General features: G+C 62.0%; 16 protein-coding genes. 14 read left to right on the top strand and 2 right to left on the bottom strand.

The window, feature by feature from the left end:
- Window positions 1-12: 12 nt before the first annotated feature.
- The 10 genes from ACSQ3L_RS20610 to ACSQ3L_RS20565 all read left to right on the top strand — a co-directional run bounded on the left by ACSQ3L_RS20610 (window position 13) and on the right by ACSQ3L_RS20565 (window position 15337).
- Window positions 13-2064, top strand: coding sequence for a phosphatase PAP2 family protein (locus ACSQ3L_RS20610; RefSeq protein WP_436161592.1), 2052 nt, complete (start codon window positions 13-15; stop codon window positions 2062-2064).
- 399 nt (window positions 2065-2463) lie between these two features.
- Window positions 2464-2667, top strand: coding sequence for a preprotein translocase subunit SecE (secE, locus tag ACSQ3L_RS20605; RefSeq protein ID WP_013531408.1), 204 nt, complete (start codon window positions 2464-2466; stop codon window positions 2665-2667).
- Window positions 2668-2694: 27 nt separating this feature from the next.
- Window positions 2695-3222 (top strand): transcription termination/antitermination protein NusG, encoded by a 528-nt coding sequence (gene nusG, locus ACSQ3L_RS20600; RefSeq protein ID WP_013531409.1) that lies wholly within the window; start codon window positions 2695-2697, stop codon window positions 3220-3222.
- Between the two features lie 173 nt (window positions 3223-3395).
- On the top strand, window positions 3396-3824 hold the full coding sequence (rplK, locus tag ACSQ3L_RS20595; protein ID WP_013531410.1) for a 50S ribosomal protein L11: 429 nt from the start codon (window positions 3396-3398) through the stop codon (window positions 3822-3824).
- 4 nt (window positions 3825-3828) lie between these two features.
- On the top strand, window positions 3829-4527 hold the full coding sequence (gene rplA, locus ACSQ3L_RS20590) for a 50S ribosomal protein L1 (protein WP_292190462.1): 699 nt from the start codon (window positions 3829-3831) through the stop codon (window positions 4525-4527).
- A 397-nt stretch (window positions 4528-4924) separates the two neighbouring features.
- On the top strand, window positions 4925-5443 hold the full coding sequence (gene rplJ / locus ACSQ3L_RS20585) for a 50S ribosomal protein L10 (RefSeq protein WP_013531412.1): 519 nt from the start codon (window positions 4925-4927) through the stop codon (window positions 5441-5443).
- 54 nt (window positions 5444-5497) lie between these two features.
- Window positions 5498-5875, top strand: coding sequence for a 50S ribosomal protein L7/L12 (gene rplL, locus ACSQ3L_RS20580; RefSeq protein WP_008875658.1), 378 nt, complete (start codon window positions 5498-5500; stop codon window positions 5873-5875).
- A gap of 250 nt (window positions 5876-6125) precedes the next feature.
- Window positions 6126-10262 carry a DNA-directed RNA polymerase subunit beta gene (gene rpoB / locus ACSQ3L_RS20575; protein WP_436161591.1) on the top strand — a complete coding sequence of 1379 codons (4137 nt, stop codon included), beginning with the start codon at window positions 6126-6128 and terminating at the stop codon, window positions 10260-10262.
- Between the two features lie 130 nt (window positions 10263-10392).
- Window positions 10393-14589: a DNA-directed RNA polymerase subunit beta' gene (rpoC, locus tag ACSQ3L_RS20570; RefSeq protein WP_436161590.1), complete on the top strand. Its 4197-nt coding sequence runs from the start codon at window positions 10393-10395 to the stop codon at window positions 14587-14589.
- 82 nt (window positions 14590-14671) lie between these two features.
- Window positions 14672-15337: an O-methyltransferase gene (locus ACSQ3L_RS20565; RefSeq protein ID WP_436161589.1), complete on the top strand. Its 666-nt coding sequence runs from the start codon at window positions 14672-14674 to the stop codon at window positions 15335-15337.
- Window positions 15338-15613: 276 nt separating this feature from the next.
- Here the strand turns inward: ACSQ3L_RS20565 and ACSQ3L_RS20560 are convergent, their stop codons facing one another.
- Both ACSQ3L_RS20560 and ACSQ3L_RS20555 read right to left on the bottom strand, forming a co-directional pair.
- Window positions 15614-16540, bottom strand: coding sequence for a Gfo/Idh/MocA family protein (locus tag ACSQ3L_RS20560; protein WP_436161588.1), 927 nt, complete (start codon window positions 16538-16540; stop codon window positions 15614-15616).
- Window positions 16541-16724: 184 nt separating this feature from the next.
- A complete protein-coding gene (locus tag ACSQ3L_RS20555; protein ID WP_013531420.1) occupies window positions 16725-17006 on the bottom strand; it encodes a transcriptional regulator in 282 nt (93 codons plus the stop codon).
- 495 nt (window positions 17007-17501) lie between these two features.
- Here ACSQ3L_RS20555 and rpsL point away from each other — a divergent pair, with 495 nt between their 5' ends.
- The 4 genes from rpsL to tuf all read left to right on the top strand — a co-directional run bounded on the left by rpsL (window position 17502) and on the right by tuf (window position 21798).
- The gene (rpsL, locus tag ACSQ3L_RS20550; RefSeq protein WP_006333356.1) at window positions 17502-17873 is read left to right on the top strand and encodes a 30S ribosomal protein S12; all 372 of its coding nucleotides are present in this window, start codon (window positions 17502-17504) and stop codon (window positions 17871-17873) included.
- Window positions 17874-17933: 60 nt separating this feature from the next.
- Entirely contained in the window at window positions 17934-18404 is a 471-nt protein-coding gene (gene rpsG / locus ACSQ3L_RS20545) for a 30S ribosomal protein S7 (protein WP_008875664.1), read from the top strand.
- A 29-nt stretch (window positions 18405-18433) separates the two neighbouring features.
- On the top strand, window positions 18434-20524 hold the full coding sequence (gene fusA, locus ACSQ3L_RS20540) for an elongation factor G (protein ID WP_436161587.1): 2091 nt from the start codon (window positions 18434-18436) through the stop codon (window positions 20522-20524).
- A gap of 98 nt (window positions 20525-20622) precedes the next feature.
- The gene (tuf, locus tag ACSQ3L_RS20535; RefSeq protein WP_013531404.1) at window positions 20623-21798 is read left to right on the top strand and encodes an elongation factor Tu; all 1176 of its coding nucleotides are present in this window, start codon (window positions 20623-20625) and stop codon (window positions 21796-21798) included.
- Window positions 21799-21815: the final 17 nt, after the last annotated feature.

The raw sequence follows: 21815 nt of genomic DNA, 5'->3' as shown, positions 1-21815 counted from the left end.
GAAAGCCTCGGGATGCTGACGTCCCTGGTCTCATCTGTGGTCGAATTCCTGACGGCGCACCCGCATGTGGCCTATCTGGCGGTGTTTCTGCTGGCGCTTTCGGAGTCGATCCCGATCATCGGTGTCGTCATCCCCGGCACCGCTGTGATCCTCGCGCTTAGCACCTTGGTGCCAAGCGGCGTCTTGTTGCTCTGGCCGTTGCTGATCGCAGCCACTTCAGGCGCCATCGCTGGTGATGGTTTTTCATTCTGGCTCGGGCACCGATACCATCGCGAGATCCTTGGCCTCTGGCCACTAAACCGGAACCCCGAACTGATTCAGCGCAGCGAGGCCTTTTTCACGCGTCACGGCGACAAGAGTGTTTTTCTCGCACGCTTCACGCCGGGCGTCCGCGCCTTCATTCCGCTCCTCGCCGGCATGCTGGGAATGTCGGTCAGGCGGTTCTATGCCGTCAATGTTGCGTCGGCGCTCGCCTGGGCTCCGTCGCATATCCTGCCGGGTGTGCTCGTCGGTGCCGCCTTCGGCATTTTCGGTGCGGCCGCAAAGCCGCTGGCGATCCTGCTGATCGTTCTGGTCGTGGTAGGTTGGGTGGTTCTGCATGCCGTGCGCTGGACGTTGCGCCGCGGCATACCCCTCCTGATCGTTGGTGTGGAACGGCTGCGGGCCTGGGCCGGCGCCAGCGACACCTGGCTCGGCCGCAATCTCACCAGTTTGCTAGATCCTCTACAGCACGAGGCGCGGGCTCTCGCATTGCCGATGGTTCTGCTGATCGGAGCAGCGTGGCTATTCTTCGGCGTCCTTGAAGATGTCGTCAGCGGCGACCCGTTGGTGCTCGCCGACGGCGCGATCTATCGCGCCCTCCAGGATCTTCGTAGCTTGCCCGGCGATGCGGTGATGATCGCCATCACCGAACTCGGCGACACCGTCGTCGTGGTGGCGGTCACAATCATCATCTTTCTGTGGCTTGCGTGGAAGCGCGCCTGGCGCACAGCCGCCTATTGGATCGCTGCAATCGCCGGCGGATCGGCCCTCAACACAGCCATCAAAGTGGCGCTGCATCGAACTCGGCCCGGTGAGTTGCACTATTCCGGCTGGAGTGCCTTTTCCTTTCCAAGCGGCCACAGCACCGTCAATACGGTGCTCTACGGGTTCCTCGCCTTCCTTATCGCGCGTGAACTTCGCCCCGCATTGCGCGTCTCGGTCGCTCTCGGCGCCGCGGTTCTGATATTCATGATCGCGTTCTCACGCCTCTACCTCGGTGCGCACTGGCTGTCCGACGTGCTTGGAGGCTTGGCATTCGGGGCCGCGTGGCTCGCGCTACTCGGACTGTCCTATCTGCGTCGCCAAGCTGAGCGCATCGAACCAAGTGAACTGCTCGCCGTCGGATGTGCAGCGCTTGTCTTCGCCGGCGGCTTCCATATCTACCGCAGCCACGTGGCGGATATTCAGCGATACGCCGTCAAAAGCACGACGCAATCCATGACGGCCGCCGGATGGTGGGCGTCGGATTGGCAGCAACTGCCGGCGCGACGCATCGACCTTACCGGCGAGATGCAAGAGCCGCTGACGTTCCAGTGGGCCGGTAGCTTGCAAAGCTTGCAAGACGTATTGCTACGGAAGGGTTGGCACACATCGGCAGCTTGGGCACCATTGAGCACGCTGACCTGGTTCACCGGATCGGCCAGTCCGGCCAATCTTCCGGTTGTTCCCGTTCTCGCCGGCGGTCGCTTTCCCAGCCTTACCCTTGTTCGACAGTCCGGTGGCGTTGTATCCTCGGATTCTCGTCTCGTTCTCCGGCTGTGGGCCGCCGACGTCGAGGTTACCAACGGACAGACCGCGCCGCTCTGGATCGGGTCTGTCGTCGAGGAGCGTCTCGATCATCCCCTCTCGCTTGTCACCCTGGCACTAACGCAGCCTGACATGAACGCACCGCGGAGCGCGCTGGCCGCCGCTCTTGATGGCGCACATCTGGTTTCCCGAGCCGGTGGGATCCCGGAGGCAGATTGGGACGGTCACGTTCTGTTGGCCCACGGAGCCAGCACAGAGGGAATGAGCCCCAAGTGATTGCCGTCCTCAGGGCGCCCCATAACGCACACCGTGCGTTTGGGCTTCTCCATCAAAACGATATTTCTGCGGTCTGGCCTTTGAAAATCGGCGACCCGCTTGCCATATTAGCTCGATTGGGGCATAAGGGCGCCATAGCCGGGACGGAACGACTGGATGGTTCCGAGGCGGTGTTTGGTCATAAAGCGGAGACTTGCCACTTGCGTGGATCAAGAATCGGTTTTATGTAGACGAAACAGACACGCGACGCGTGGAGCTGGGAAGCCGGCTTTACGCGTCTGATTTGCATGGGCGAAATGATTGCGCTGATTCGGCGCGAGATTGGGCTCAGGCGGCACGTCCCGGTCAGCGGGATCATCCAGGAGACCCGGTCAACGGGTCTTGAAGACAGAGCGGCATATGGCTTCGAAAACCACAAATCCTTTCGTCTTTCTCCAGCAGGTTCGCGCGGAGACCGCCAAGGTGACTTGGCCGTCGCGGCGCGAAACGATGATCTCGACGGTCATGGTCCTGGCTTTCGCTGTGATCGCGATGATCTTTTTCTTCACCGCCGATCAGCTCATGGGCCTCGCGGTCGAACAGATTCTGGGCATCGGACGCTAAGTCCGGCGATTACGGAGAAGTCTTGAAATGACCGCGCGCTGGTACATCGTCCACGCCTATTCGAACTTTGAAAAGAAGGTCGCCGAGGATATCGAGAACAAGGCCAAGCAGAAGGGCCTGTCCGCCGACATCCATCAGATCGTGGTGCCGACCGAGAAAGTCGTCGAAGTTCGTCGCGGCCGCAAGGTCGATGCCGAGCGCAAGTTCTTCCCGGGCTATGTGCTCCTGAAGGCCAATCTGACCGACGCTGTGTTCTCGCTGGTCAAGAACACGCCGAAGGTCACCGGCTTTCTGGGCGACTCCAAGCCGGTGCCGATCACGGAGGCGGAAGCGCAGCGCATCCTGAACCAGGTGCAGGAAGGCGTCGAGCGCCCCAAGCCCTCGGTCACGTTCGAGATCGGCGAAGCGATCCGCGTTTCGGATGGCCCGTTCGCGTCGTTCAACGGTTTCGTCCAGGAAGTGGACGAGGAGCGGGCGCGGCTCAAGGTGGAAGTTTCGATCTTCGGGCGCGCCGTGCCTGTCGATCTGGAATTCGGACAGGTCGAAAAGGGCTGATCCGAAATCCCTGACGCCGGTTTGGCGGTCAGGGGAGGCGGCGCGGAAGCGCGCGGCCTGAGAACGGTGGGAGGCGAATGCGGCTTTAGCCGGCTGCGCGAACCGCACCACCAGACTGCAACCGCCGGGTTTCCCAGATAGTGGGGCCGGCATAGACGAAGGCAGGAAAAGAGATGGCTAAGAAAATTGCAGGCCAGCTCAAGCTCCAGGTGAAAGCGGGATCGGCCACGCCGTCTCCCCCGATCGGCCCGGCGCTTGGTCAGCGTGGCATCAACATCATGGAGTTCTGCAAGGCGTTCAACGCGCAGACCCAGGAAATGGAAAAGGGATCGCCGGTTCCGGTCGTCATCACCTACTACCAGGACAAGTCCTTCACCTTCGTCATGAAGACGGCGCCGGTGAGCTACTTCCTGAAGAAGGCGGCTAACCTGACGTCGGGTTCCAAGGAGCCGGGCAAAGTCAAGGCCGGTACGGTTTCGCGTGACAAGGTCCGCGAGATCGCCACCGCCAAGATGAAGGATCTGAACGCAAACGACGTCGAGGCGGCCATGCGCATGGTCGAGGGCTCCGCCCGCTCGATGGGTCTGGAAGTGGTGGGCTAAGATCATGGCAAAGATTGCAAAGCGTGTATCGAAGACCCGCGAAGGCATCGATCCCAACAAGGCTTATGCCCTGGGTGATGCGCTGAAGCTGCTCAAGGACCGTTCCTCGGTCAAGTTCGATGAGACCATCGAAGTCGCCATGAACCTCGGCGTCGACCCGCGCCACGCCGACCAGATGGTCCGCGGCGTGGTCAACCTGCCGAACGGCACCGGCCGCTCGGTGCGCGTCGCCGTGTTCGCTCGTGGCGACAAGGCCGACGAAGCGCGCGCCGCCGGCGCCGACATCGTCGGTGCCGAGGATCTGGTCGACATCGTCCAGAAGGGCACGATCGATTTCGATCGCTGCATCGCCACGCCGGACATGATGCCGCTGGTCGGTCGTCTGGGCAAAGTGCTCGGCCCGCGCGGCATGATGCCGAACCCGAAGGTTGGTACCGTCACCACCGACGTTGCCGCTGCCGTCAAGGCATCCAAGGGCGGCGCCGTCGAGTTCCGCGTCGAGAAGGCCGGCATTGTCCATGCCGGCGTCGGCAAGGTCTCGTTCGATGTCAAGGCGCTGGAAGAGAACATCCGCGCCTTCGCCGACGCCGTGACCAAGGCAAAGCCGGCTGGCGCCAAGGGCAACTACGTCAAGAAGGTGTCGGTCACCTCGACGATGGGTCCGGGCCTCAAGCTCGATGTCGCGACGCTCGCGGCATCCTGATAAGTTTTAATTGAGATCGGCTTGGTAAAGGCCTGATCTTGCAAAGAATTCCGGGCCTCCGACCTCGTTGGCGGCCCGGTGCCGGAAGTCGAAAGGCTTCCGGACATCCTGTCCGAGATTGCAGGCGGCCCAACAGCCTTAATTCATGTGGGCCTGCATGAGACGGGTGAAGACCGGACAACGGAGCGATTGCTCCAATGAAAGGTTCGAACCGTGTTTGCCTTTTGTCTGCGCATCGTTCGGCTCGCCGGCCGATGTGGCGAAAGGGGGCAGGATCCTCGAGCGTCGTTCGGGAGATCCGTTACTGGATGGCCCGGCCGACAAAAGGCAACCCGACGCCTGTCCTCGTGAATGGGATGTTCCCGTTAACAGGATTGGGGTCAACTGGAGATAGGCAGTGGACAGAGCGGAAAAACGCGAACTCGTCACGGGCCTGAACGGTGCGTTTTCGAACGCAGGTTCAGTGGTCGTGGCCCACTACGCCGGTATCACCGTCGCGCAAATGAACGACCTTCGGTCGAAAATGCGCGCCGCCGGTGGCACCGTCAAAGTCGCGAAGAACCGTCTCGCCAAAATCGCTCTTCAGGGCACGGACTCCGCATCGATCATCGAGCTGTTCAAGGGACAGACGCTGATTGCTTATTCGGAGGATCCGATTGCGGCGCCGAAGGTCGCGTCCGATTTCGCCAAGGGAAATGACAAGCTCGTCATTCTCGGCGGCGCAATGGGCACCACCTCGCTCAACGCCGACGGTGTGAAGGCACTCGCCACACTTCCGTCGCTCGATGAGCTGCGCGCCAGGCTGGTTGGCATGATCGCCACGCCGGCAACCCGGATCGCCCAGATCGTCAATGCGCCAGCGGCTTCGGTCGCGCGCGTCATCGGCGCTTACGCCCGGAAGGACGAGGCGGCATGAGGCCGTTCCTCGCTATCACAAACACACGTTCGAACCTTATGAAGGAACACAACAATGGCTGATCTCGCAAAGATCGTAGACGACCTTTCGAAGCTGACCGTCCTCGAGGCGGCCGAGCTGTCGAAGCTTCTGGAAGAAAAGTGGGGCGTTTCCGCCGCTGCTCCGGTGGCGGTTGCCGCTGCTGGCGGCGCTGCGGCCGCTGCTGCTCCGGCCGAGGAAAAGACGGAATTCGACGTCGTCCTCACCGAGGCAGGCGCTCAGAAGATCAACGTCATCAAGGAAGTCCGCGCCATCACCGGTCTTGGCCTCAAGGAAGCCAAGGATCTGGTCGAAGCGGCTCCGAAGCCGGTCAAGGAAGGCGTTTCCAAGGCCGACGCTGACAAGTTCAAGGCCCAGCTGGAAGCAGCCGGCGCCAAGGTCGACCTGAAGTAAGCGTAAAAGCGGCGGACGGCCTCGCGTCGTCCGCCACTCCCTTCAGTTGAGGGAGCACGCGTAGCGCGAGACGTACGAGAACCTCTTTCCTGAGGGCCGAAAACCGGCCTTCAGGAAACGGGTTTTCTCCCGTTCTAGCCGGCCGCCGACAGGCGCCGGGAAAACAGACAGAGGGTTGCCGCCAAGGTGGCCCAGCATGCAAGGCGAGCCGCGGCGAGGCTCGTCCCAAGTTTAGAGCTAAGGAGCGACGATGGCCCAGACCCAAACTTTCAATGGCCGCAGACGCGTACGCAAGTTCTTCGGAAAGATCCCGGAAGTTGCGGAGATGCCGAACCTGATCGAGGTTCAGAAGGCATCCTATGACCAGTTCCTGATGGTGGCGGAGCCCAAGGGTGGGCGCCCGGACGAGGGACTGCAGGCCGTTTTCAAGTCGGTCTTCCCGATTCAGGACTTTTCCGGTTCCTCGATGCTGGAGTTCGTGAAGTACGAGTTCGAAGGACCGAAATTCGACGTTGACGAATGCCGTCAGCGCGACCTCACCTATGCCGCGCCGCTCAAGGTGACGCTGCGCCTCATCGTGTTCGATATCGACGAGGATACCGGCGCCAAGTCCATCAAGGACATCAAGGAGCAGGACGTCTACATGGGCGACATGCCGCTCATGACCTTGAACGGCACCTTCATCGTCAACGGCACCGAGCGTGTCATCGTCTCGCAGATGCACCGTTCGCCGGGCGTCTTCTTCGATCACGACAAGGGCAAGTCGCACTCGTCGGGCAAGCTTCTGTTTGCCGCGCGCGTCATTCCCTATCGCGGCTCGTGGCTCGACATCGAGTTCGATTCCAAGGACGTCGTGCACGCCCGCATCGATCGCCGCCGCAAGATTCCGGTGACGTCGCTGCTGATGGCGCTCGGCATGGACGGCGAAGAGATCCTGTCGACCTTCTACAACAAGATCACCTACAAGCGCGCCGGCGACCATTGGCGCATTCCGTTCAACGTCGAGCGTTTCCGAGGCCTCAAGGCCGTCGGCGACCTGGTCGATGCCGATACGGACGAGGTCGTTGTCGAGGCCGGCAAGAAGATCACCGCCCGCCAGGCGAGGGCGCTTGGCGAAAAGGGTCTCAAGGCGATCAAGGCTACCGACGAGGACCTGCTCGGCAACTATCTGGCCGAGGACATCGTCAACTACGCCACCGGCGAGATCTTCCTCGAAGCCGGCGACGAGATCGACGAGAAGACGCTCAAGGTGCTGCTCGGCACGGGCGAAGACGAGATCAAGGTTCTCGACATCGACCACGTCAATGTCGGCGCCTATATCCGCAACACGCTCAACGTCGACAAGAACGAGAGCCGCCAGGACGCGCTGTTCGACATCTATCGTGTCATGCGCCCCGGCGAGCCGCCGACGCTCGAAACCGCCGAAGCCATGTTCAACTCGCTGTTCTTCGACAGCGAGCGCTACGATCTGTCGGCCGTTGGCCGCGTCAAGATGAACATGCGCCTCGAGCTCAAGGCCGAGGACACCGTGCGCGTGCTGCGCAAGGACGACATCCTGGCCGTGGTCAAGACGCTGGTCGAACTGCGCGACGGCAAGGGCGAAATCGACGACATCGACAATCTCGGCAACCGCCGCGTGCGTTCGGTCGGCGAGCTGATGGAAAACCAGTACCGCGTCGGCCTGCTGCGCATGGAGCGCGCGATCAAGGAGCGTATGTCCTCGATCGAGATCGACACGGTCATGCCGCAGGACCTGATCAACGCCAAGCCGGCGGCCGCCGCCGTGCGCGAGTTCTTCGGTTCCTCGCAGCTGTCGCAGTTCATGGACCAGACCAACCCGCTGTCGGAGATCACCCACAAGCGCCGCCTCTCGGCGCTTGGACCGGGCGGTCTGACCCGCGAGCGTGCCGGCTTCGAGGTGCGCGACGTGCACCCGACGCATTACGGCCGCATCTGCCCGATCGAGACGCCGGAAGGCCCGAACATCGGTCTGATCAACTCGCTGGCGACCTTCGCGCGCGTCAACAAGTACGGCTTCATCGAGAGCCCGTACCGCAAGATCGTCGACGGCAAGCTGACCAATGACGTCGTCTACCTCTCGGCGATGGAAGAGGCCAAGCACCATGTCGCGCAGGCCAATGCCGAACTCGACAAGAACGGCGGTTTCGTCGACGAATTCGTCATTTGCCGCAGTGCCGGCGAAGTGATGATGGCGCCGCGCGAAAACGTCGATCTGATGGACGTCTCGCCCAAGCAGATGGTGTCGGTGGCCGCGGCCCTGATCCCGTTCTTGGAAAACGACGACGCCAACCGCGCTCTGATGGGCTCGAACATGCAGCGTCAGGCCGTGCCGCTGGTGCGCGCCGAGGCGCCGTTCGTTGGTACCGGCATGGAGCCGATCGTCGCCCGTGACTCGGGCGCCGCCATTGGCGCCCGCCGCGGCGGCATCGTCGACCAGGTGGATGCGACGCGTATCGTTGTTCGCGCCACCGAAGATCTCGATCCGGGCAAGTCCGGCGTCGACATCTACCGGTTGATGAAGTTCCAGCGTTCGAACCAGAACACCTGCATCAACCAGCGTCCGCTGGTTCGTATGGGCGACCGGGTCAACAAGGGCGACATCATTGCCGACGGTCCGTCGACCGAGCTCGGCGATCTGGCGCTCGGCCGCAACGTGCTGGTCGCGTTCATGCCGTGGAATGGCTACAACTACGAGGACTCGATCCTCCTGTCCGAACGCATCGTCGCCGATGACGTCTTCACCTCGATCCATATCGAGGAGTTCGAGGTCATGGCGCGCGATACCAAGCTCGGACCGGAGGAAATCACACGCGATATCCCGAACGTCTCGGAAGAAGCGCTGAAGAACCTCGACGAAGCCGGCATCGTCTACATCGGCGCCGAAGTTCAGCCGGGCGACATCCTGGTCGGCAAGATCACGCCGAAGGGCGAAAGCCCGATGACGCCGGAAGAGAAGCTTCTGCGCGCCATCTTCGGCGAAAAGGCATCCGATGTGCGCGACACCTCGATGCGCATGCCTCCCGGCACCTTCGGCACCGTCGTCGAGGTGCGCGTCTTCAATCGCCACGGTGTGGAGAAGGACGAGCGCGCCATGGCGATCGAGCGCGAGGAAATCGAACGCCTCGCCAAGGATCGCGACGACGAGCAGGCCATTCTGGACCGTAACGTCTATGCGCGTCTTTCCGACGTGCTCGTCGGCAAGGAAGCGATCGCTGGACCGAAGGGCTTCAAGAAGGGCTCGACGCTGTCCAAGGATACGCTCGACGAGTATCCACGTTCGCAGTGGTGGCAGTTTGCCGTGGAGAACGAAAAGCTCCAGAGCGAACTGGAAGCCCTGCGTGGCCAGTACGACGACTCCAAGAAGGCGCTCGAACAGCGTTTCATGGATAAGGTCGAGAAGGTCCAGCGCGGCGACGAAATGCCTCCGGGCGTCATGAAGATGGTCAAGGTCTTCGTGGCCGTGAAGCGCAAGATGCAGCCCGGCGACAAGATGGCCGGCCGTCATGGCAACAAGGGTGTCGTGTCGCGGATCGTTCCGGTCGAGGACATGCCTTTCCTCGAGGACGGCACGCATGCCGATATCGTGCTCAACCCGCTGGGTGTGCCGAGCCGCATGAATGTCGGCCAGATCCTGGAAACGCATCTGGGCTGGGCTTGCGCGGGCATGGGCAAGAAGATCGGCGAGCTGATCGACACGTACAAGGCGGCGGGCGACATCAAGCCGCTGCGCAAGACGCTCGAGAGCTTCATGCCGGCCAACGACCGCAACGAGCCGGTTCGCGAGTATGACGACGAGAGCATCGTTCGCCTCAGCGAGCAGATGCGTCGCGGCGTTTCGATCGCGACCCCGGTGTTCGACGGCGCGCACGAGGCCGACATCAACATCATGCTGGAGCAGGCGGGCCTGCACACCAGCGGTCAGTCGCAGCTCTATGACGGACGCACGGGCGAGCCGTTCGATCGCAAGGTGACGATGGGCTACATCTACATGCTCAAGCTTCACCATCTCGTGGACGACAAGATCCACGCGCGTTCGATTGGTCCGTACTCGCTCGTCACCCAGCAGCCGCTGGGCGGCAAGGCGCAGTTCGGTGGCCAGCGCTTCGGCGAAATGGAGGTCTGGGCGCTCGAAGCGTACGGCGCGGCCTACACGCTGCAGGAAATGCTGACGGTGAAGTCGGACGACGTCGCCGGCCGTACCAAGGTCTACGAGGCGATCGTCCGCGGCGACGACACCTTCGAGGCCGGCATTCCCGAGAGCTTCAACGTTCTCGTCAAGGAAATGCGGTCTCTCGGCCTCAATGTCGAGCTGGAGAACACCAAGCTCGACGACAACCCGATCCGGCTGCCCGACGCGGCCGAGTAGACAAGACGCTCGGTCGCGGAAACCGCGACCGAGCGCATCAAATTCGACGGCCAGTGGCCGACAAAGACGGCGGGCGTTTGGCCCGCGCTAGATGCAAGGGGTTTTCGAGGACCCCGAAAAGGAGAACGGCATGAACCAAGAGGTCATGAATCTCTTCAATCCCCAGGCGCCGGCTCAGGTGTTCGATTCCATCCGGATATCGCTCGCCAGCCCTGAGAAGATTCTGTCCTGGTCTTTCGGCGAGATCAAGAAGCCGGAGACCATCAACTACCGCACCTTCAAGCCGGAGCGTGACGGCCTGTTCTGCGCGCGCATTTTTGGCCCGATCAAGGACTATGAGTGCCTGTGCGGCAAGTACAAGCGCATGAAGTACAAGGGCGTCATCTGCGAGAAGTGCGGCGTCGAAGTCACGCTGTCGCGCGTCCGCCGCGAGCGCATGGGCCATATCGAACTGGCCGCGCCGGTTGCCCATATCTGGTTCCTGAAGTCGCTGCCGTCGCGCATCGGCACGCTGCTCGACATGACCCTGAAGGACATCGAGCGCGTCCTCTACTTCGAGAACTACATCGTCACCGAACCTGGCCTCACCGCGCTGAAGGAGCACCAGCTGCTCAGCGAGGAGGAGTACATGATCGCCGTCGACGAATATGGCGAGGACTCGTTCACCGCCATGATCGGCGCCGAGGCCATTCATGACCTCCTGGCCGGCATGGACCTGGAGAAGATCGCCGGCGACCTGCGTTCGGAACTGGCTTCGACCACCTCCGAGCTGAAGCAGAAGAAGTATCTGAAGCGGCTCAAGGTCGTCGAGAACTTCATGGAATCCGGCAACCGTCCGGAATGGATGATCATGAAGGTGGTTCCGGTGATCCCGCCGGACCTGCGCCCGCTCGTCCCGCTGGACGGCGGCCGCTTCGCCACGTCGGATCTGAACGACCTCTATCGCCGCGTCATCAACCGCAACAACCGTCTGAAGCGGCTGATCGAGCTGCGCGCTCCCGGCATCATCGTGCGCAATGAGAAGCGCATGCTGCAGGAAGCCGTCGATGCGCTGTTCGACAACGGCCGTCGCGGCCGTGTCATCACCGGCGCCAACAAGCGCCCGCTGAAGTCGCTGTCCGACATGCTCAAGGGCAAGCAGGGCCGGTTCCGTCAGAACCTGCTTGGCAAGCGCGTCGACTATTCCGGCCGCTCGGTCATCGTGACCGGTCCGGAGCTCAAGCTGCACCAGTGCGGCCTGCCCAAGAAGATGGCGCTCGAACTGTTCAAGCCCTTCATCTACGCCCGTCTCGACGCCAAGGGTTACTCCTCGACCGTCAAGCAGGCGAAGAAGCTGGTCGAGAAGGAGCGTCCGGAAGTCTGGGATATCCTCGACGAGGTCATCCGCGAGCATCCGGTGCTGTTGAACCGTGCGCCGACGCTGCACCGTCTCGGCATCCAGGCGTTCGAGCCGATCCTGATCGAAGGCAAGGCGATCCAGCTCCATCCGCTGGTCTGCACGGCCTTCAACGCCGACTTCGACGGCGACCAGATGGCGGTTCACGTGCCGCTGTCGCTGGAAGCGCAGCTTGAAGCCCGCGTGCTGATGATGTCGACCAACAACATCCTGCACCCGGCTTCCGGCGCGCCGATCATCGTGCCGTCGCAGGACATGGTTCTGGGTCTCTACTATCTCTCGATCGTCAACCAGAACGAGCCGGGCGAGGGCATGGTGTTTGCCGACATGGGCGAACTCCAGCACGCGCTCGAGACCAAGGCGGTGACGCTGCACGCCAAGATCAAGGGCCGCTTCCGTTCGGTCGATGCCGAAGGCAAGGTCGTGTCGAAGATCCATGACACCACCCCCGGCCGCATGATCATCGGCGAGCTTCTGCCGAAGAACGTCAACGTGCCTTACGAGACCGCCAACCAGGAGATGACCAAGAAGAACATCTCCAAGATGATCGACACCGTCTACCGCCACTGCGGTCAGAAGGAGACGGTCATTTTCTGCGATCGCATCATGGCGCTCGGCTTCAGCCATGCCTGCCGTGCCGGCATTTCGTTCGGCAAGGACGACATGCTGATCCCCGATGCCAAGATCAAGCTGGTCTCCGACACCGAGGCTTTGGCCAAGGAATACGAGCAGCAGTACAATGACGGTCTGATCACGCAGGGCGAGAAGTACAACAAGGTCGTCGACGCCTGGGCCAAGTGCTCGGAAAAGGTCGCCGACGAAATGATGGCCCGCATCAAGGCGGTCGAGTTCGAGGACAATGGCCGTCAAAAGCCGATGAACTCGATCTACATGATGTCGCACTCCGGTGCGCGTGGCTCGCCCACCCAGATGCGTCAGCTCGCCGGAATGCGCGGCCTTATGGCCAAGCCGTCGGGTGAAATCATCGAGACGCCGATCATCTCGAACTTCAAGGAAGGCCTCACTGTGCTCGAGTACTTCAACTCGACCCACGGCGCCCGCAAGGGTCTGGCCGACACCGCCTTGAAGACGGCGAACTCGGGTTACCTCACCCGTCGTCTGGTCGACGTGGCGCAGGACTGCATCGTCAACTCCGTCGACTGCGGCACCGACAAGGGCCTCACCATGCAGCCGATCGTCGATGCCGGTCAGGTCGTCGCTTCGGTCGGCCAGCGCGTGCTGGGCCGTACGTCGCTCGACGACATCACGCATCCGGTGTCGGGCGAGATTCTGGTCAAGGCCGGAACGCTGATGGACGAGCGTGACGTGGAACAGATCGAAAAGGCCGGCGTCCAGTCGGTCCGCATCCGCTCGGCACTGACTTGCGAAGTCAGGGTTGGCGTCTGCGCGGTCTGCTACGGTCGCGATCTGGCGCGCGGCACCCCGGTCAACCAGGGCGAAGCCGTCGGCGTCATCGCGGCGCAGTCGATCGGCGAGCCGGGTACCCAGCTCACCATGCGTACCTTCCACATGGGCGGCACCGCGCAGGTGGTGGACAGCTCGTTCCTTGAAGCCTCCTATGAGGGCAAGGTCGAGATCCGCAACCGCAACGTGGTGCGCAACTCGGACGGCCAGCAGATGGTCATGGGCCGCAACATGGCGGTTCTGATCCTCGACGAGGCCGGCAAGGAGCGCGCCACGCACCGTCTCACCTATGGTTCACGCATCTTCGTGGACGATGGCGACAAGGTGAAGCGCGGCCAGCGTATCGCCGAATGGGATCCCTATACCCGTCCGGTCCTCACCGAAATCGAGGGCAGGGTGTCGTACGAGGATCTGGTCGACGGCATTTCCGTTCAGGAAACGGCCGACGAGTCGACCGGCATTACCAAGCGTGAGGTCATCGACTGGCGCTCGACGCCACGCGGCAACGACCTCAAGCCTGCGATCGCGATCCAGGACGCCAAGGGCAAGGTCGGCAAGCTGTCGAAGGGCGGCGACGCCCGCTTCCTGCTCTCGGTCGAGGCCATTCTTTCGGTCGAGCCGGGCTCGCAGGTTCGCCCCGGCGACGTGCTGGCGCGTATCCCGATGGAAAGCGCCAAGACCAAGGACATCACCGGCGGTCTGCCGCGTGTTGCCGAATTGTTCGAGGCCCGTCGTCCGAAGGATCACGCCATCATCGCCGAGATCGACGGCACGATCCGCTTCGGCCGCGACTACAAGAACAAGCGTCGCATCATCATCGAGCCGCATGACTCGACGCTCGAGCCGGTCGAATACCTGATCCCGAAGGGCAAGCCGTTCCATCTCCAGGACGGCGACGTCATCGAGAAGGGCGACTACATCCTCGACGGCAATCCGGCGCCGCATGACATCCTGGCGATCAAGGGCGTGGAGGCTCTTGCTTCCTACCTCGTCAACGAGATCCAGGAAGTCTATCGTCTGCAGGGCGTGTCGATCAACGACAAGCACATCGAGGTGATCGTTCGCCAGATGCTGCAGAAGGTCGAGATCACCACGCAGGGCGATTCGACCTATATTCCGGGCGACCATGTCGACGTGATCGAGCTGGAAGAGGTCAACGAGCGCCTGGTCGAGGACGGCAAGAAGCCGGCCGAAGGCCTGCCGGTGCTGCTCGGCATCACCAAGGCATCGCTGCAGACGCCATCCTTCATCTCGGCCGCCTCCTTCCAGGAGACGACCCGAGTGCTGACGGAAGCCGCGGTTGCAGGCAAGACCGACATGCTGCAGGGCTTGAAGGAAAACGTCATCGTCGGCCGGCTTATCCCGGCCGGTACCGGCGGCACGATGAGCCAGATCCGGCGCATCGCCACCTCGCGCGACGAACTGATCATTGACGAGCGCCGCAAGGCCTCCGGTGTGGAAGTCGCCGAGCCGATGCTGGCAGACATGACGACCGCCGCGCAGTAAGCGCGGAAGGAGAGAAGAGGAAAAGGGGCCGAATGGCCCCTTTTCGCGTTTTGGTCCCCAAACTGGATCGGAGAAGAAAACGATGAGCAAAAGGACTTGGGCGGCTGTCGACGACTACATCGTCGGTTCCCTGTTTGAGGCGGACCCTGTGCTTGATGCCGTTCTGGCGGCCAATCACGATCATGGTCTTCCGGCGATCGACGTGTCGCCGGCGCAAGGCAAGCTGCTTTCACTTCTTCTGCGCATGCGGGGAGCGAAGAAGGTTCTCGAAATCGGCACGCTGGGCGGCTATTCGACCATCTGGATGGCGCGGGCACTACCTGTCGACGGCAAGATCGTGACGCTTGAACTCGATCCGCACCATGCAGCTGTCGCGCGATCGAATTTCGAGCGGGCAGGAGTGTCGGCACCGGTCGATCTGCGGGTCGGGCCAGCGCTACAATCGCTCGCTGCACTCAGCACCGAGAATGCCGGTCCGTTTGACCTCATCTTCATCGACGCCGACAAGCCGAACAACCCGAATTATCTGTCCTGGGCCATGCGGCTTTCGAGGCCGGGGACCGTGATCATCTGCGACAACGTCATCCGCGACGGCGCAGTGCTCGATCAGGGTGGCCGTGATCCCAATGTAGAAGGCGCACGCGCGGCATTCTCCTTCATCGGCGGCGACAAGCGTCTGGATGGCACCGCCATCCAGACAGTCGGCGCCAAGGGCTATGACGGCTTTGCCATTGCGATCGTCGAGTGATATCACACCATGATTGTCTGAATGACGCTGATACGACCAACTCGGTCATACTCACTTGTCATCGGCTGTTCGTTTGACGACCGGCTTGCCCCAATCCGTCGCTGCTTCGCAGCGCCACCTTTCCCCCCTCCGGAGGGAAAGGAAGCCGCGTTGGACGAGCGTTGGCGGCATTAGGTTCGCGCCCTTCCTCTGCCCCGTCGATCGGGGGAGAGGTGGGGGTCGACCTGGCACGAGCGTGCATTCACGCCAGGTCCGCGATCCCGTCGCGTGCACAAATCAGTCGAAAAATGCCTCGACCACGTTGCGCTTGCCGAGCATGAAGGCGTCGGCGACATGCTGGAGCGGCGCCAGATCGACATCGGAAACGCCGGCACGCACGATCTCGGCGAAGCGCTTGTAGAGCATCGGGTATTCCGCTTCCGGGTCTTCGTGAATGACCTTGCCGTCGATGGCGAGCTTCGAGCCGCCGCCCGACAGCACCATTGCACCCTTGTCGGTGTCGGCCAGGATGTCCCAGCTTTGCGGGCCTGTCTGCAGCCAGTCGAGATCCATCGTCACCGGCAACCCATTCGAGGTGCGGAAGGTGACGCGCGCGGCAACCGGGGAGGCGCGGTTTTCGGGAAAGTCGAGCACGGCCGACGTGATGAACATCGGCGGCAGGATATGAGTCGCAATCGACAGCGCATTGATGCCGGGATCGAAGACGCCAAAACCGCCGGGAGCCCAGATCCATTCCTGGTTTGGGTGCCAGCGGCGCACGTCTTCTTTCCAGTTGATGGCGGCCGAACTGATGCGGGCTGAGCTGAGAAAAGCACGGGCGGCCTCGACCGCCGGCGCATAGCGCGAGTGCCAGCTGGCGAACAGCGAGACGCCGTTCTGCGCGGCCAATGCCTTGAGGTTTTCGACCTCGCTGACGGTGGCGCCTGGCGGCTTCTCCAGGAAGACATGCTTCTTCGCCATCAGTGCCGTCCGTGCCGCATCGTAGCGGAACTGCGGCGGCATGCAGAGCGACACGGCCTCGAGCTCGGGCACGGCGTCGAGCATGGATTCGATATCCGGGAAATTTGGGATGTCATCCACCTTGCCATGCCGGCTCGCGGCCGCGATGAGGCGATAGTCCTGATCCTTCGCCAGGGCCGGCAGGTGCTGGTCGCGGACGATCTTGCCGACACCGACGATGCCTATCTTGATGGGCTGGGACACGGCCGCTCCGTCTGTTGAGTGATGGTGATGGTTTCTTATCAGAACACTTGCCTCGGGCAAGCCGGAGCCGAAAGACCAAGCTCAGCCTTCCTCTGGCGGCAGTGTCGGGATTCGTCGGTCAGAAAAGGCTCGATAGCCGATTCGCCTCGATAGCCGAATCGAAAGCTGGGCCGAAGACCCGGTTTCAGATCGGCACGTCGAACGTAACGATCGACACTTCGCCTTCGAGCGCGCCCTGGAAGGCGGAAATATGCGGCTCTTCGTCGGGTATGCCGTCCATGTCGCCGATCTGGTCGAGCTCGGCCTCGGCGTAACCTTCGGCGGCAAGCGATTCGAGTGCCCGGCGCACCGCCGAATCGTCGTCGGGCGCGACCAGCATGACGTGGACGCCTTCCGGTTTGCCGCCCTTTTTCTTCCACACCCGGCCGGTGATGATGGTGACCGGGCGTTCTTCATTGTCGTTCACGGGCCGATTCCTCTTGGCAGAGTGTGGGTGGGCGAGGGGGTTTTGACTGCTCATGCGGCCTTTTCGCATGAAGACGGGCCGTGCAACAGCGCAAAGCCATTCACTTTGCTAAAGGCTTGGCACTTTCTTCCCCGCCCTTGCAAAATTGCGAAAGAAAATTACATGCGTTTTTCACATGGCTGCCAAGCCCTGGTCGGCGCGCAATATTTGGTGCTCCGGGCTTGACGGTCCGCGGTCTTACGAGTAGAAGCCGCCCAGTCAGAACCGATGTGAGGCTCTCCCTTCCGAAGCGACACGCTTTGGAGTTTGCCTCAAACAGGGTTCGTTTTACGAGCGAAAAGACATTTCCGGCGTGCACGAAGCGGTTCCGCTTCCTCTGCCATTTGTTCGGGCAAGACCGCGAGGCGCGGTTTGTGGCCCGAATTTGCGTATGGAAATGACGCTTTGAGCGGCCCTGACCGGGCGAGACACGGAATTGAGAGACAAGAGGGTTTAATGCCTACCGTCAACCAGCTGATCCGCAAGCCGCGCATTGCGCCGGTGAAGCGCAACAAGGTCCCGGCCATGCAGCAGAACCCGCAGAAGCGGGGCGTCTGCACACGCGTCTATACAACGACGCCGAAGAAGCCGAACTCGGCGCTGCGCAAGGTGGCCAAGATCCGCCTGACCAATGGTTTTGAAGTGATCGGGTACATCCCTGGCGAAGGCCACAACCTTCAGGAACACTCCGTGGTCATGATCCGCGGCGGCCGCGTCAAGGATCTTCCGGGCGTTCGCTACCACATCATCCGCGGCGTGCTCGACACGCAGGGTGTGAAGAACCGCAAGCAGCGCCGTTCGAAGTACGGCGCCAAGCGTCCGAAGTAAGATTTTCCGGCCTTGGCGCTCCTTGAGTGCGTCGGGCTATGAGATTGAGAGACAAAAGCCATGTCGCGTCGTCACAGTGCAGAAAAGCGTGAGATCAATCCGGACCCGAAGTTCGGCGATCTGATCGTCACCAAGTTCATGAACGCCGTCATGTATGACGGCAAGAAGTCGGTCGCCGAGACCATCGTCTACGGCGCGCTCGACCAGGTTCAGTCGAAGACCAAGCAGGAGCCGGTCACCGTCTTCCATCAGGCGCTCGACAATGTCGCGCCGCATGTGGAAGTGCGTTCGCGTCGTGTCGGCGGCGCCACCTACCAGGTTCCGGTCGACGTGCGCCCTGAGCGCCGCCAGGCTTTGGCCATTCGCTGGCTGATCGCCGCGGCCCGCAACCGCAACGAGACCACGATGGTCGACCGCCTCTCCGGCGAGCTGATGGACGCGGCCAACAACCGCGGCACGGCCGTCAAGAAGCGTGAAGACACCCACAAGATGGCTGAAGCCAACCGCGCTTTCGCGCACTACCGCTGGTAAAGCGCGAACGAGACTGAGAGGCAGCTACGATGGCCCGCGAATACAAAATCGAAGACTACCGCAATTTCGGTATCATGGCGCATATTGACGCCGGCAAGACGACGACCACCGAGCGCGTCCTCTATTACACGGGCAAGTCGCACAAGATCGGCGAAGTCCACGACGGCGCTGCCACCATGGATTGGATGGAGCAGGAGCAGGAGCGCGGCATCACCATCACGTCGGCCGCGACCACGACCTTCTGGAAGGGTCGTAGCGGCAAGATGTACCGCTTCAACATCATCGACACCCCCGGCCACGTCGACTTCACCATCGAAGTCGAGCGTTCGCTACGCGTTCTCGACGGCGCCATCGCGCTGCTCGATGCCAATGCCGGTGTCGAGCCGCAGACCGAGACCGTCTGGCGCCAGGCCGACAAGTATCGCGTTCCGCGCATGATCTTCTGCAACAAGATGGACAAGATCGGCGCCGACTTCTACCGCTCGGTCGAGATGATCGGTTCGCGCCTCGGCGCGCATGCCGTCGTCATGCAGCTGCCGATCGGCGCCGAGACAGAGTTCAAGGGCGTTGTCGACCTCGTCGAGATGAACGCGCTGGTCTGGCGCGACGAGACGCTGGGCGCTGCCTGGGACGTCGTCGAGATCCCGGACGACCTCAAGGCTCGTGCCGAAGAATACCGCGAGAAGATGATCGAGGCCGCCGTCGAAATGGACGAGACGGCGCTTGAGAATTACCTCGAAGGCAAGATGCCGTCGAACGACGAGATCCGCGCGCTGATCCGCAAGGGCACCATCGCGGTGAAGTTCTACCCGATGTTCTGCGGCTCGGCCTTCAAGAACAAGGGCGTGCAGCCGCTGCTCGACGCCGTCGTCGAATATCTGCCGTCGCCGGCCGATGTTCCCGCCATCAAGGGCGTCGATGCCAAGACCGACGCCGAGATCGAGCGTCACGCCGACGACAACGAGCCGCTGTCGATGCTCGCCTTCAAGATCATGAACGATCCGTTCGTCGGTTCGCTGACCTTTGCCCGCATCTATTCGGGCAAGCTCACCAAGGGCGTCTCGCTCGACAACACCGTCAAGGGCAAGAAAGAGCGCATCGGCCGCATGCTGCAGATGCATGCGAATTCGCGCGCCGACGTCGAAGAGGCTTTTGCCGGCGACATCGTCGCCCTGGCCGGCCTCAAGGACACGACCACTGGCGACACGCTCAGCGATCCGCTGCATCCGGTCATCCTGGAACGCATGGAATTCCCCGATCCGGTCATCCAGATCGCCATCGAGCCGAAGACCAAGAACGACCAGGAAAAGATGGGCCTCGCCCTTCACCGCCTGGCCGCCGAGGATCCGTCCTTCCGCGTCAAGACCGACGAGGAAAGCGGCCAGACCATCATTTCCGGCATGGGCGAACTTCACCTCGACATCATCGTCGACCGCATGCGTCGCGAGTTCAAGGTCGAGGCCAATGTCGGCGCGCCGCAGGTGGCTTATCGCGAGACGATCACCCGCAAGCACGAGCAGGACTACACGCACAAGAAGCAGACCGGCGGTACCGGTCAGTTCGCTCGCGTCAAGATCCTCTTTGAGCCGAACCCGGACAGCAGCGAGTTCGAGTTCGAAACCAAGATCGTCGGCGGCGCCGTGCCGAAGGAATACATCCCCGGCGTCGAAAAGGGCATCAACAGCGTCATGACCTCGGGTCCGTTCGCGGGCTTCCCGATGATCGGCGTCAAGGCGACGCTGATCGACGGCGCTTACCACGATGTCGACTCCAGCGTTTTGGCCTTCGAAATCGCCGGTCGCGCCTGCTTCCGTGAAGCCGCACCCAAGCTTGGCGTGCAGCTGCTCGAGCCGATCATGAAGGTCGAAGTCGTGACGCCGGAAGACTACGTCGGCAGCGTCATCGGCGATCTGAACGGTCGTCGTGGCCAGATCCAGGGCCAGGAAGCACGTGGCGTGGCCGTGGTCATCAACGCGATGGTGCCGCTCGCCAACATGTTCAAGTATGTCGACAACCTGCGCTCGATGAGCCAGGGCCGTGCGGCTTACACGATGCAGTTCGATCACTACGAGCCGGTCCCGACCGCAGTGGCCCAGGAAGTCCAGAAGAAATACGCATAAGGGTTTCTTAGCCACCGGGTCGCGCCCCTTGCGCGGTGCCGGATCTGAAGAGCGAATAACAATTTCCCCTTAGCGGGTAGAATAGACGGAGAACGATTATGGCCAAAGGTAAATTCGAGCGTAACAAGCCTCACGTGAACATCGGCACGATTGGCCACGTCGACCATGGCAAGACGTCGCTGACGGCGGCGATCACCAAGTATTTTGGCGAATACAAGCGCTACGACCAGATCGACGCTGCCCCCGAAGAGAAGGCGCGCGGCATCACGATCTCGACGGCGCATGTCGAATACGAGACGGCCAACCGCCACTACGCTCACGTCGACTGCCCCGGCCACGCCGACTATGTGAAGAACATGATCACCGGTGCCGCGCAGATGGACGGCGCGATCCTGGTCGTGTCGGCCGCCGACGGCCCGATGCCGCAGACCCGCGAGCACATCCTGCTTGCCCGTCAGGTCGGCGTGCCGTCGATCGTGGTGTTTTTGAACAAGGTCGACCAGGTCGACGACGCCGAGCTGCTCGAACTGGTCGAGCTCGAGGTTCGCGAGCTTCTGACCAAGAACGAATTCCCCGGCGACGACATTCCGATCGTCAAGGGTTCGGCTCTGGCTGCTCTTGAAGATTCCGACAAGAAGATCGGCGAGGACGCGATCCGCGAGCTGATGGCTGCGGTCGATGCCTACATCCCGACCCCGGTTCGTCCGCTCGACAAGCCGTTCCTGATGCCGATCGAAGACGTGTTCTCGATCTCGGGCCGTGGCACGGTTGTCACCGGCCGCGTCGAGCGCGGCGTGGTCAAGGTCGGCGAGGAACTGGAAATCATCGGCATCCGTCCGACGACCAAGACGACCTGCACGGGCGTCGAGATGTTCCGCAAGCTGCTCGATCAGGGCCAGGCCGGCGACAACATCGGCGCGCTGCTGCGCGGCGTTGACCGTGAAGGTGTCGAGCGCGGCCAGGTTCTGGCCAAGCCCGGCACGGTGAAGCCGCACAAGAAGTTCGTGGCCGAAGCCTACATCCTGACCAAGGATGAAGGTGGCCGTCACACGCCGTTCTTCACCAACTACCGTCCGCAGTTCTACTTCCGCACGACCGACGTGACCGGCATCGTGTCGCTGCCGGAAGGCACCGAGATGGTGATGCCGGGCGACAACATCACGGTCGATGTCGAGCTGATCGTGCCGATCGCCATGGAAGAGAAGCTGCGCTTCGCCATCCGTGAAGGCGGCCGCACCGTCGGTGCCGGCATCGTCGTCACCATCAAAGAGTAATTTGGACTTAAACCGAT

Source organism: Mesorhizobium sp. LjRoot246, from assembly GCF_964254115.1.
Lineage (GTDB): Bacteria > Pseudomonadota > Alphaproteobacteria > Rhizobiales > Rhizobiaceae > Mesorhizobium.
Note: the sequence above shows the minus strand (reverse complement) of the source record. Positions and strands in the feature narration are given on the sequence as shown.